General features: G+C 56.8%; 8 protein-coding genes. 5 read left to right on the top strand and 3 right to left on the bottom strand.

Annotated features, from left to right (window positions below; translation table 11 throughout):
* Positions 1-230: 230 nt before the first annotated feature.
* The 4 genes from HCX89_RS13200 to HCX89_RS13215 all read left to right on the top strand — a co-directional run bounded on the left by HCX89_RS13200 (position 231) and on the right by HCX89_RS13215 (position 6,951).
* On the top strand, positions 231-1,505 hold the full coding sequence (locus HCX89_RS13200) for a TolC family protein (RefSeq protein WP_167716327.1): 1,275 nt from the start codon (positions 231-233) through the stop codon (positions 1,503-1,505).
* An 80-nt stretch (positions 1,506-1,585) separates the two neighbouring features.
* Positions 1,586-2,644 (top strand): efflux RND transporter periplasmic adaptor subunit, encoded by a 1,059-nt coding sequence (locus HCX89_RS13205; RefSeq protein ID WP_232786107.1) that lies wholly within the window; start codon positions 1,586-1,588, stop codon positions 2,642-2,644.
* 10 nt (positions 2,645-2,654) lie between these two features.
* Complete coding sequence (locus tag HCX89_RS13210) at positions 2,655-5,861, top strand: efflux RND transporter permease subunit (RefSeq protein WP_167716331.1); 3,207 nt, start codon at positions 2,655-2,657, stop codon at positions 5,859-5,861.
* A gap of 175 nt (positions 5,862-6,036) precedes the next feature.
* Positions 6,037-6,951: a cation diffusion facilitator family transporter gene (locus HCX89_RS13215; RefSeq protein WP_144220376.1), complete on the top strand. Its 915-nt coding sequence runs from the start codon at positions 6,037-6,039 to the stop codon at positions 6,949-6,951.
* 1 nt (position 6,952) lies between these two features.
* Here the strand turns inward: HCX89_RS13215 and HCX89_RS13220 are convergent, their stop codons facing one another.
* From HCX89_RS13220 to HCX89_RS13230, 3 genes are all read right to left on the bottom strand, one after another.
* Positions 6,953-7,534, bottom strand: coding sequence for a TetR/AcrR family transcriptional regulator (locus tag HCX89_RS13220; protein ID WP_025009271.1), 582 nt, complete (start codon positions 7,532-7,534; stop codon positions 6,953-6,955).
* Positions 7,535-7,606: 72 nt separating this feature from the next.
* Entirely contained in the window at positions 7,607-8,158 is a 552-nt protein-coding gene (locus HCX89_RS13225; RefSeq protein WP_167716334.1) for a carboxymuconolactone decarboxylase family protein, read from the bottom strand.
* On the bottom strand, positions 8,146-8,403 hold the full coding sequence (locus tag HCX89_RS13230; RefSeq protein ID WP_141250909.1) for a hypothetical protein: 258 nt from the start codon (positions 8,401-8,403) through the stop codon (positions 8,146-8,148). The genes HCX89_RS13225 and HCX89_RS13230 overlap by 13 nt, the downstream gene beginning before the upstream one ends.
* A 308-nt stretch (positions 8,404-8,711) precedes the next feature.
* Here HCX89_RS13230 and HCX89_RS13235 point away from each other — a divergent pair, with 308 nt between their 5' ends.
* Positions 8,712-12,389: a DUF4132 domain-containing protein gene (locus HCX89_RS13235; protein ID WP_167716336.1), complete on the top strand. Its 3,678-nt coding sequence runs from the start codon at positions 8,712-8,714 to the stop codon at positions 12,387-12,389.
* Positions 12,390-12,427: the final 38 nt, after the last annotated feature.

Consider the following 12,427-nt stretch of genomic DNA (forward strand, 5'->3'; position numbering starts at 1 on the left):
TGTGCCCCATTGCGTTTGTCTTGTGCTGGCTGCCGTCAGAGCCTGAAACGGTTCTCTCTTGCAACCAACTCTGGTCATGCGTCTTGGCGGGCGTTGCGTAGCACTGTGGTCAGCATCAACTCAGAAATTATCAAAGCCAACCCTTGACTTTAGATTTAACTCCAAGGTTTATGCTTTGGCCAATGTTCACCATTGGCTTGCTGCCAAATATGTCTTTCCAAGGAAAGTTTATGTTGAAATTTATAGTCTCTATGAGTCTATTGGGCGTGGGAGCGCTAACCTATCAGCCCGCCCTTGCCGGAGAAAAACCGGATAACACCTCTCTTGTAGCCCAGGTCAAGTCGGGGACCGAACCCTCACTGGCCTGGTTTGGCGAGCTCAAACAACAGATCCTCACCTTACCCGAGTTTCAGGCTCAGGAAGCCAGGATCCGTGAGGCTCAATATCTGGCCAAGGGTGCCGATCGCGCCATCTACAACCCCGAGTTGGGCTTGAGTTATCTCAATGCCCCAGAGGATGACACCTACAGCCTGTCCATTAGCCAAACCATTGACTGGGGCGACAAGCGCGCAGCCGCCAGCGCATTGGCGCTTACGGAGTTGATGCGCTTGGAGAGTGATATCACTCTCGAGCGCTCCCGCTTGTATGCCGAGGTGTTGCAGGCCCTGGTCGATCAGAGCCTGGCACAGAAGAAACTGATGTTCGTGCGGGCGCAGCAAAACTATGGTGAGCAACAGTTGCAGATAGCCAGGCAAAGGGCCGAGGTCGGTGATTTGTCCCAAGCGGAATTGAATCTGATGGAGTTGGAACAAGCCAGTGCCATCAGTGATCTGGCCTTGGCCCAGAAGGCGCTGCTGGATGCCGATACCCGCATTCTGGCGCGTTTTGGCCGGGCAGAGCTTCCCTTTGGCAGTTTCGCCGGCCGTCTCGAATTGCCCGCGACTGCGGCGCCCGTGCCGGCGCTGACCAGCGCCGGATTACAACTGGAGTTGGCGCGGCTGCAAGTCAATCAAGCCAAGGCCAAGGCGGCGGCCGACCCCAATTTCAGCCTTAACGCCGAGAGGGAAGGCTCCGACAACAAGCTGGGGATTGGCGTCTCTGTGCCGCTGCATCTGCGCAACGACTACAGCGAGTCGATTAAGGCGGCAATGGAGGCGGTCACCGCCGCCAAGGCGCAATACCAAAGCATTGAGATGGCGCTCAAACAGCAACAACAACAGTTCAACTACAGCTTACCCAGATTGAAGCAGAGCTGGCTCGACTGGCAACAGCAGGCCTTGGTGGCCGGTCGCAAGGCGGCCGAGCTCTTAGGGCAACGCTGGCGCAGCGGCGATCTCAGTACCAGCGATTATTTGACCAGCCGGCGACAATTGGCCAGCAGCTTTCAGGCCGGTCTCGAACTGGAAGCCGCCCTCTACCAAAGCTGGCTCGAGTGGATGGGAGCTTCGGGGCAACTGCCCGGCGCGCTGCCGGAAATAGCCGTATCCCAGGAGAACGCCCAATGATAGCCCCATACACACTAAGGTACCGGACAATGAACAAGACTCTACAATACCCACGGCTGCAGGCCGCTTTACTGGCGCTGATGTTGGGGCTGTCCAGCCCCTTGACTATCGCCGCCGAAGAAGGACATGAAGATGAACATCAGGCGCTGCAGCTCTCAAGTGAGCAGCGCCAACTGGCTGGCGTCCAGACCCAGGTGGTCAGCGCCGGTGGCTTTAGCCTCAATGCTTTCGCCAATGCCACCTTGCTGGTGGATCGCGAGCGCACTGTGGTGCTGGCGCCGCAGCTGGAAGTGCGAGTGCTGGAGCGGCATGTGGTGCCGGGACAGGAGGTAAAAGCGGGCGATCCTCTGCTGACCTTGGGTGGCGCCGCCGTGGCCCAGGCCCAGGCTGACTATATCAATGCCGCCGCCGAGTGGAGCCGGGTCAGTCGCATGAGCGAGAGTGCCGTCAGTGCCAGTCGCAGGCTGCAGACTCAGGTCGATGCCAGTTTAAAACGCGCCATTCTCAAGTCGCTTCAGATGACAGATCAACAGATCAAGGCGCTGGAAAGCCGGCCGCAGGGAATAGGCCAGTATCAACTGCTGGCGCCCATAGATGGTCGGGTGCAGCAGGATGAGGCGCGCCTCGGGCAGTTGCTCGGTGCCGGCAGCCAACTGCTGCAACTGACCGATGAGCGCTCACTGTGGGTGGCCGCCGAGCTGACCCCATCGCAGGCCGAAAGCCTGAGTGAAGGCAGCGAAACCCTGGTGCGGATTGGTGATCGCAGTGTCAGTGCCAGTGTGATAGGCCGCTCCCATGAGTTGTCCAGCGTGACCCGCACCGAGCGGGTGCTGGCGCGACTGGATAACACCCAGGTGCGTTGGCACGCAGGTCAGTTTGCGGAACTGTTTTTGCCCGATCCCCGCGGTGAAGGTGTGATGCTGCCGGATGCGGCGCTCAGTCGCAGTAGCGACGGCGACTGGCAGGTGTTCATCGAAGATGATGACGGTTTCGAGGCCAAAGAGGTGCAACTGCTGGCCAGCGAGCGCGGCATGAACCTGGTATCCGGCATAGAGCCCGGAACTCGGGTCGTTACCGCCGGGGCCTTCTTCCTGGCATCCGAGCTGGCCAAGGCCGGCTTCGACATCCACAACCACTGAGGACAGCACTATGCTGCAATCGTTAATAGATTGGGCGATCCGCAACCGCTTTCTGGTGTTGCTGGCCTTGATTGTCGTCCTGGTAGTGGGTGTGTTTTCCCTGCCAAAGCTTAATCTTGATGCCTTTCCCGATGTGACCAATGTGCAGGTCACTGTCAATACCGAAGCCGAGGGGCTGGCGGCCGAAGAGGTAGAAAAACTCATCTCTTATCCGGTGGAGTCCAGCATGTACTCACTGCCCGCGGTGACAGAAGTTCGTTCACTCTCCCGCACCGGCCTGTCCATAGTGACAGTGGTGTTCGAGGAAGGCACGGACATCTATTTTGCCCGCCAGCAGGTGTTTGAACAGCTGGCAGCCGCCAAAGAGATGATCCCGGACGGAGTCGGGGTGCCGGAAATCGGTCCCAACACCTCGGGCCTTGGGCAGATTTATCAGTACATACTGAGGGCCGAGCCTGACAGTAATATCGGCGCCGATGAGCTGCGCAGTCTCAATGACTATCTGGTGAAGCTGCTGCTGATGCCGGTTGGCGGCGTGACCGATGTGCTCTCTTTCGGTGGCGAAGTGCGTCAGTATCAGGTCAGGGTCGATCCCAATCGACTGCTGGCTTACGGTTTGTCTATGTCACAGCTGGAGCAGGCGCTGAATGCCAATAACCGCAATGCCGGCGGTTGGTTTATGCCCAATGGTCAGGAGCAACTCGTGGTGCGCGGCTATGGTCTGTTGCCTGCGGGCCAGGCCGGGCTGGATGCCATAGGCCGCATTCCGGTGAGCGAATACCAGGGCACACCGGTCACTGTCTCCGATTTGGCCGAAGTGGATTTTGGCAGTGAAATCCGGGTCGGCGCTGTCACCATGACCCGTCGGGACGACAATGGCGAAGCCAAAGCCTTAGGCGAAGTGGTTGCCGGGGTGGTGCTCAAGAGGATGGGCGCCAACACCAAGGCCACCATTGATGAAATTGCTGCCCGCGAGCAGCTGATAAGCCAAGCGCTGCCCGAGGGGGTCACCTTCGAAGTGTACTACGATCAGGCCGATCTGGTGACCAAGGCGGTGACCACAGTGCGTGATGCCCTGTTGCTGGCCTTTATGTTTATCGTGGTGATCCTGGCACTGTTTCTGGTCAACGTACGGGCTACCTTGCTGGTATTGCTGTCGATTCCTGTCTCCATTTTGCTGGCATTGCTGGTGATGAGCTATCTGGGAATGTCGGCCAACCTGATGTCGCTCGGTGGTTTGGCGATCGCCATAGGTATGCTGGTGGATGGCTCCGTGGTGATGGTGGAGAACATCTTCAAACATCTGAGTGAGCCGGATAGGCGCCATCAGGACCAGGCTCGGCAGCGCAGCGACTGCGAAGACGATCCCTACCATGCCGACGAAGACCAACACAGAGGCTCGATTGCCATGAGGGTATGGCAGGCCGCCAAAGAGGTGTGCAGCCCGGTGTTCTTTGCCACGGCGATCATTATAGTGGTGTTTGCGCCGCTGTTTGCCCTGCAAGGGGTCGAAGGCAAGCTGTTTCAGCCGATGGCGGTGAGCATCATCCTTGCGATGATCTCGGCGCTGTTGGTGGCACTGCTGGTGGTGCCTGCAATGGCCGTTTATCTGTTCCGCAAGGGGGTGACTTTCCGTCAAAGTCCAGTGTTGGCACCGCTTGAGCGGGTGTACCGTCCGCTACTGCAAAAGGTGTTGACCGCGCCTGGCAAGGTGGGGCTGGTGGCGGTAGTCATGCTGGGCATGAGCCTGTCGCTGTTGCCGAGGTTGGGCACGGAATTTGTGCCTGAGCTGGAAGAGGGCACCATCAACTTGCGGGTCACCCTGGCACCCACTGCGAGTTTGGACACTTCACTGGATGTGGCGCCCAAACTTGAGGCCCTGCTGTTGGAGTTTCCCGAGGTGGAGTATGCCCTGTCACGCATAGGGGCACCTGAGCTGGGCGGCGATCCTGAGCCTGTGAGTAATATTGAAATCTATATCGGTCTCAAACCGCTGGAACAGTGGACTTCTGCAAATAGTCGCGCCGAACTGCAACGCCTGATGGAGCAGAAGCTCAGTGTCTTCCCCGGGTTGTTGCTGACCTTTTCCCAACCAATCGCTACCCGGGTCGATGAACTCCTGTCCGGGGTCAAGGCGCAGTTGGCCATCAAGCTGTTTGGTCCGGATCTCGATGTGCTGGCGGAAAAAGGCGAACAACTGTCGAAACTGGTGGCCCAGGTGCCCGGCGCCGTGGATGTGTCTCTTGAGCAGATCACCGGCGAGGCGCAATTGGTGGTACGGCCGAAAAACGCGATGCTGGGACGTTACGGCATCAGCGTCGATGAGGTGATGTCGCTGGTGAGCACAGGCATAGGCGGCAGCAGTGCCGGCCAGGTTATCGACGGCAACGCCCGTTACGATATCAACCTGCGTCTGGCCAGCCGTTTCCGCCAGAGCCCGGATGCGATAGCCGATCTGCGTCTGGTAGCCGCCAATGGGGCTCAGGTGCGTTTGGGTGAAGTGGCCGATGTCAGCATAGAGATGGCGCCGCCCAATATCCGCCGTGACGATGTGCAGCGGCGAGTGGTAGTGCAGGCCAATGTCTCCGGGCGGGACATGGGTTCCGTGGTGCAGGATATCTACAACCTGGTGCCCGAGGCTCAACTGCCGCCCGGCTATACCGTGATGGTGGGCGGCCAATATGAGAATCAGCAGCGGGCTCAGCAAAGACTGATCCTGGTGGTGCCCATTTCTGTGGCGCTTATTGCCTTGCTGCTTTACTTCTCCTTCGGCTCCATCAAGCAGGTGGCGCTAATCATGGCCAATGTGCCACTGGCGCTGATTGGCGGCGTGTTGGCGCTTTGGCTCAACGGTACCTATCTATCTGTGCCCAGCTCCATCGGCTTTATCACTCTGTTTGGGGTGGCGGTGCTCAATGGGGTGGTGCTGGTGGACTCAATCAACCAGCGGCGCAACAGCGGTGAGTCATTGGAGCAGGCAGTGTATGAAGGTACGGTCGGCCGTCTGCGCCCTGTGTTGATGACGGCGCTGACTTCGGCGCTGGGGCTTATCCCCATCTTGATGTCAACCGGTGCCGGCAGTGAGATCCAAAAGCCGCTGGCCGTGGTGGTGATAGGCGGCCTGCTGAGCTCAACCGCATTGACCCTGCTGGTATTACCAACCCTGTATCGAGCTCTGTATCTCAAGAGCGACAAGGAGCTGGAAGCCTTGGAATAGCAGCTGAATTGCTCCGATAGAGAAGCATTGTACTGATTGGAGTGTGACGCCCCAAAGTGGAAGATGAGAGCCGCTTTGGATCATGGCCGGACTGCCTACCTGGCCTGCGTCATAAGGCCTGCCGCTTTGCGGCTGGGTCTGGGCAGGGATGCCCCCTTTTATAAGGAAACATGCTATGCAGAAATCTTCTCAAGATTGGCAGCCGCTGGAGTTGGATAGCAGCGGCCACCCCCACAAACATGGCCCGGATCTCGGCAGTCGCCGCTTGGGACTGGCTGTGATCATCAATATGTTACTCACTCTGGCGCAGCTGTTTGGCGGTATTCTGGCCGGCAGTTTGTCGCTGATTGCCGACGCGCTGCATAATTTCAGTGACGCCATCGCGATATTGATTGCCTTGATCGCACGCAAAATAGGCCAGAAAGCCAGTCACCCCGGTATGAGCTACGGTTATAAACGCGCCGAAGTACTGGGCACCTTTATCAATGCGGCAACCTTGCTGTTGGTGGGGGTGTACCTTATCTATGAGGCCTTGCAGCGCTTCTGGAGCCCGCAACCTGTGGATGGCATGCTGGTGTTCTGGTTGGCGGGACTGGCTTTGATTATCGATATTGGCACCGCTATGCTGACTCACAGCGCCGGTGCCAAGGACAATATGAACATCCGCGCCGCCTTTATTCACAATGTGTCGGATGCCATGGCGTCTGTGGCCGTGCTGGTGGCCGGCGGGCTTATTATCCTCTACCAATGGTATTGGGTCGATCTCCTGGTTACTGTGTTGATCTCAGCTTATGTGATCTACCACGGTGCACTGTTACTGGTGGAATCCGGGTGCATTCTAATGCAGCAGGCACCGGCCGGCTTGGCTCCGGAGCTGCTGCAGGAGCAATTGGCCGCCAGGCCCGAAGTGGCCAGAGTCGAGTCCATGCACCTGTGGCGTTTGGATGAAAAGCAAAACGTGCTGACTGTGGTGGTCTATCTGGAGCCTGGGCTGGACGGTGAATTGCCATTGGTGCAGCAGCGGCTCAGGCGTTGGTTGAGTCGGCGCACCCTGGGGGCTGAGATAACGCTTGAGTGCAGGTTTGCCTGAATCAGCATCCGTCGGCGCCGAGCATGCGCTGCAGCAGTTGGCTTAGCCTGGTTGTTGCTTCTTGCGGCTGGGCATGGCCGCAGGCCACGGCATTGGCGACTTCATTGATGGCGCCATGTATGGCCCAGCACAGCAGCTTGCTTTGCGGCGCAGGCAGCTTGAGGTAATCGGCAAAGAGTTCGCTGTAGAAGTCGGTGAAGAAGTCGCGAATATCTGTGGTGATGTTCTGATACTCGGGATAGCCGCGCAGCGCCGCAACTATCGCCTCATACTCTGGGCCGCAGCGTACGGCGCAGTCCAGATAGGCGCGGCAGACCAGGGTGCATAGCTCTGCCAGCGAGGCTTTTTGCTCCGCTGCGGCCTGTTTCACCGCCTCGACAAATAGATTGTCGTAATGGCGGTACATCTGTGCCAGCAATCCTTGCCGGGTGGCGAAGTGACGATAGGTCAAAGGCTTGGTCACTCCGGCTTTTTGAGCCAGGGTGTTCAAGGTCAGCGCATCGGTACCGGCTTCGCGGACAATCTCACAGGCAACTTCGAGCAGTTGTTCGCGGCGCTGATCTTTGAGCATTCTCTTCTTCACGCATCCCCCACAGATAGCTGGTTTAATAAAATTGAAAAAGCGGCAATGCATCGCATTGTCGCTTCTCTTTTGTCACTCAGTATAGGGTTGCAGTGGAACCCTTGGGAAGTCGATTTTCGGCTGCACTGTGTTGTTAACCCAGTTACTGAAGTTATTCAGGCCACTCCAGGCGCAGACCTGCATCACCTTGGCCTCACTGATCCCGGCATCCAGACAGTCTGTTAGCAAAGAGTCCGGTAACTTGCCTCTGTGTTGCAGCAACGCCAGGGCGACGTCCAGCAGCAGCTGGTCTTCGCGGTTATCGGCCTTGCCCTGCTGCGCCTTGATGCAGGCATCGGGGCTGAGCCCGGCACGTTTCCCGGAAAAGCTATGGCCGCTGACACAGTATTCGCAGCAGTTATAGTTGGCAACCGCCAGGGAGATCATCTCCCGCTGGGCCAGGCTCAGCAGGCTGTGCTCTTCCAGATTGGCCTCAAACTCCAGATAGCCCTTCATGACCGCGCCATTTATGCCCAGAGCCGAATAGAAGTTGGGGATCATGCCGTAGCGACTCTTGATCTCCTGCAATATGGGTTTGGCCAGTTCATCGGCATTGTCCAGAGTGCACTTGGTTAACCTTTCCACACTAAAACTCCTGTTGCTGTTATTGGCCGTTTACGGCTTGAGCGCAACGGCAAAAAATACCAAGCTGTGCCGGTCGGCTGCTTTGTCTGTCCTTGAAACGGATACCCATGAAACGGATATCCATGAAACGAAAGCACCGGCGCTTGGTTGAATAAGTTACTCATAGTAACAACTGCAAAGTTACCATTGGTAACTTTTGTTTGCAATCTCCAGCTAGCCTGTTTTTCAAACAAGGTTTGAGACATTGACCATGACCCCTTGCCGGATATCACTGATTTTGCTGTTAGCGTGGCTAAAGCCGCTGGCGGCTTTAAGGTCAATCAACCGCACTCTATGGGTAATATGGCGTCATCCCGGGGGAGGGCAGATCACATTTGGCGGCATTGAACTGTAAATGGGTGTTTTGTAAACGATATTGTTTTTGCGTTTCCGTTAGAATTGCCCTTCCTCGTCCGAAAAGGAGGCTCAACCGCCGGCTTAAGCAGGTGTTTACTGAATGTCTGCTATTGGGGGAAGGAAGACATATTTGCTAATGACTCAAGGAATATGAGAGATGCTGGACGTATTAAAAAACAAGCTTGAAGCCTTCACTCGCCCCAATACAGACAAGTTATTGCTAGACGCTTGCCGGATTATCGATGAGCAGCAAACGGGTTTGGCACAAGCCGTCAGTCAGTATATTTTGACCGGTGAACCTGTGGCGTGTCTGTCGCAGCTCCAGCAGCTCAGTGCTAGAGAAACACTGGCGCGGCCGGGTGTTCCCTATGGCTACGGACAAAATGATGAGCGGCTGATTCAGGCCCGTGATGCCATTAACCGGTTTGTGGCAACCGGTGCCTGTAATGAAGCGGCCGTTATGCGCCGTCTCGGCTTGGTGTGTCATGCCTGCAACCCCGACATAAGCATCTACGGCGTGCCAAACAGCTCGAGCGGCTGGCTCAATGGCGTGCTGATGCTGTTCAAAGAGTTGGCGGAAGAGTATTACGGTTGCCGTTTGGCGGGCAAAGATCTGCCCAGTCGTGACTATCTTGCTTCGCTGGTCGCGCAATATGAACACCCGCCCCATGAGCTGGAAGCCTTTATTCTTGAAGGTTCTGACTCTTATTATAACGATACATTCCGCACCGCGCTGAGGAAGAGAACCGACTGGCTCAAGCTCAGTGAAGATCCTGAATATCTGCAGCTGTTGAAACAGTTGCATTTCAGCGGCCGTGAAACCTTTTGTGCTTTGCTTAATAAAGCCTGTCAGACCCTGTCACCGGCGCAGCTGCCGCTGGTCATGGCGTTGGCCGCCGATGGTTCGGCGACTGTCCGTGAAGAGGCCCTGAAACTGCTGAAAAAGAGCTCGCAACAAGAGCTGCTGGCGTTTCTGGAGCGGGAATTTCCGGCGGCCAAGGCGGCTACCCGTGGCCACTGGCTGGTTGTGGCCGGCCTCTATCCTGAAGCGACCCCCTTGCTGCAGCGCTGGCACAGTGAAGAGAAATCCGCCGCGGTAAAAACGGCACTGGCGAAAATGCTGGATAACACGACCCGGCAGCAACAGAGTGACCAGTTTAGCTGGGATATTCCGGCCGTTGCGGCCATTGATAAAAACGTCAAAGTGCCTGAAGAATGGCTAGGTCTGTGTGAAAAGCAGTTGGCTAAAGAGATCAAAGAGCTTGAAAACGATATCGCTGCGGCGGAGCACCCAGATGCCCCCAGCTATCGCAAAAGGCATTTGGCCGACGACCGGAAAAGTCTGCAACGTTGGCAGCAAGTCAGTAGTGCCCAGCTGCAAGCGGCGCTGATGGACCTCGAAAGAGGCCGGCAATCATCTCTGTCAGGGTTTTATTCTCTGATCAGCCACGCCGATCTCGACGAGCACCCCAAAGCCTGTCTAAGGCTGATTTTGCGGATGGAACGCCATGAGCTCTCCTGCCATTCCTGGGAGCGTATGCTGAGCCAGGAACATATTCTGAAAAGTCTGCAGGGGATGACGGACTTACGACAACTCTTGAGCCTGTGCAACCAAGAGAATCAACCCTCCGCGGCCTTGATTGAAGCCCTGTTTGGCTACGAAGGCCGGGAAGGTGACTGGTTGCCGGCCGCATGTGAACAACTGCTGATTTGGCCCTTCTTTGCCGAAAACCCCGACTATATAGAGCATGGTCTAAATGGCCAGGTGTTCAATGGAACCTATCGACACGATGCCAATCAGGTATTGATACAGACCTTGGCGATTCTGGCCGAATTTCCCAAGCTGCCGCAGCACTGGCAAAGGAAGGTTCATGAATACGCCTTCCATGGCCGCAAAGCCATACAGGCAGCGGCTCAGTACTGCGCCGAACGCCACGGCGCCGATATCACCCTTATCACTCCTGAGCTGGCCTCCGGCAGCAAGGATAACCGGGTGCTGGCCGCCACTTGGCTGGGTCGCCTCAAGGCGGCTTCGGCGCAGGAGGCATTGAGCCAGGCGCTGAATAAAGAGAAAGATATGCCAACCCGGGTGGTGTTGCTGGAAGCATTGTTGCAGACCGGCGCCGATATCAGCCAGTTCCTTGGCAAGGAAGCGCTGTTGGCCGAAGCCAAGGCCGGCCTTAAAAAGGCGCCACCCAAGTCCATGGATTGGTTCCCGCGTGAATCGCTGCCCGCATGCCGTTTTGAAGACGGCAGCCCGGTCGAGCCCGAACTTGTGTTCTGGTGGGTAGTCTTGGCGGTGAAGCTCAAGCAGCCTCAGGGCAACCCATTGCTGAGTCACTATCTGTCGCTGCTGGATAGCGAAAGCCGTCAGCGTCTTGGGCATTTTATTCTGGCGGCATTTATCGCCCAGGATACCCGTTGCCCTTCGGATGATGAGGCATTGGAATATGCCAAGGCGCATCAGCAGCAGACTTTTCAATCTTATCAGCATTGGGCCAAATACGACTGGGGTCAGGAGTATCAACACAAGACCCTTGAGGATGCGTTTCAGGCCTGCTTTGCCGAGAAAAAGAATGAGCTCTTGGGCTCGGCCATCAAAGACAAGGGGATGTTGGCCCTGATCGCTGGCGGCGATGCGCAAACCCTGCTGGGCATGATCCAACCCTTTATGAAGAAGCGCTATGAGCGGCGGGCACAGATAGAGGCCATGTTGCAGGCCTTGGCCAACTCGGACGATCCTGTGGCGATTCAGTTTCTGCTGAGTATTTCGCGGCGTTATCGTACCAACTCGGTGCAGGAGCTGGCGCGGGCGCAAGTCAGTCAAATTGCGGCCCGTAACGGCTGGACTCAGGATGAGCTGGCGGATCGCACTGTGCAGACGGCCGGGCTCGAACATCTGACCCAGCCCAGCCCGTTTGAATTCGGCAGCCGTACTTTGGCGCTGGCACTCGGGGACGACCTCAAGCTGAGATTGCTCAACGAAGAGGGCAAGCTGCTCAAGAGCCTGCCGCAACCTCGGCAGACAGATAACGAAGGCGATATTGCCGAAGTGAAAAAATGGTTCAGCAACTGCAAGAAAGAACTCAAGCAGGTGGTTGAACAGCAAAGTGCCAGATTGTATGAGGCCATGGTCACAGAGCGGCATTGGCTCGCCGCAGACTGGCAGCAATACCTGCATCAGCATCCGGTCATGTATCGGCTGTTGCAGCGCACCCTCTGGCAGGTGGAGATTGATGGTCAATGGCAAACCTTCAGACCCACGGAAGACGGCGCCTTTATCGATATTGACGATGAAGAGCTGCAACTGCCCGCTGCGGCGAGTATACGCCTGGTGAGCGGTAACCTGTTAGCGGAGGCAGCGCTGGATGCCTGGCGTGTACATCTCAAGGATTACAAGGTCAAGCCGCTGTTCGAGCAGCTGCGAAGTGCCGAAGTGACGCTAACTGAAGGTCAGGAGGCACTCAATGACCAGCACGGCCGGATGACCGACTGCTATACCCTGCGTGGCCTGTTGACCAAGAAAGGTTATCAGCGCGGTGAAGCGGAAGACGGCGGTTTCTTTGATAACTACTTCAAGCGTTTCGATACCCTGGGGCTGAGAGTGGAGTTCGGTTTCAGCGGTAACTGCGTGCCGGAAGAAAACGAGGCCGCCGCCATCTATGACATCAAGGTCATGGAGCGGACCAACCCCCGCGGCCGTTATGCCCGCTACCGTCAACTGCCGTTGGCCGAGGTGCCGGTCAACCTGCTCAATGCCATCGCCGTTGACTATCGTGAAGTCGGCGACAAGTGTGTGGCAGATCCGGACTGGGAATCGAAACTGCCTTGGTAAAGGTCGATAACGGATGGATTAGGCTGCTGCCTTACTGG

It is taken from the genome of Shewanella sp. Iso12 (genome assembly GCF_012030025.1).
Lineage (GTDB): Bacteria > Pseudomonadota > Gammaproteobacteria > Enterobacterales > Shewanellaceae > Shewanella > Shewanella algae.

Coding starts and splice junctions, on each gene's coding strand:
- HCX89_RS13230 (WP_141250909.1), bottom strand. CDS start 8,403: ATGTCTCAAACCTTGTTTGAAAAACAGGCTAGCTGGAGATTGCAAACA.
- HCX89_RS13235 (WP_167716336.1), top strand. CDS start 8,712: ATGCTGGACGTATTAAAAAACAAGCTTGAAGCCTTCACTCGCCCCAAT.
- HCX89_RS13215 (WP_144220376.1), top strand. CDS start 6,037: ATGCAGAAATCTTCTCAAGATTGGCAGCCGCTGGAGTTGGATAGCAGC.
- HCX89_RS13205 (WP_232786107.1), top strand. CDS start 1,586: ATGTTGGGGCTGTCCAGCCCCTTGACTATCGCCGCCGAAGAAGGACAT.
- HCX89_RS13210 (WP_167716331.1), top strand. CDS start 2,655: ATGCTGCAATCGTTAATAGATTGGGCGATCCGCAACCGCTTTCTGGTG.
- HCX89_RS13200 (WP_167716327.1), top strand. CDS start 231: ATGTTGAAATTTATAGTCTCTATGAGTCTATTGGGCGTGGGAGCGCTA.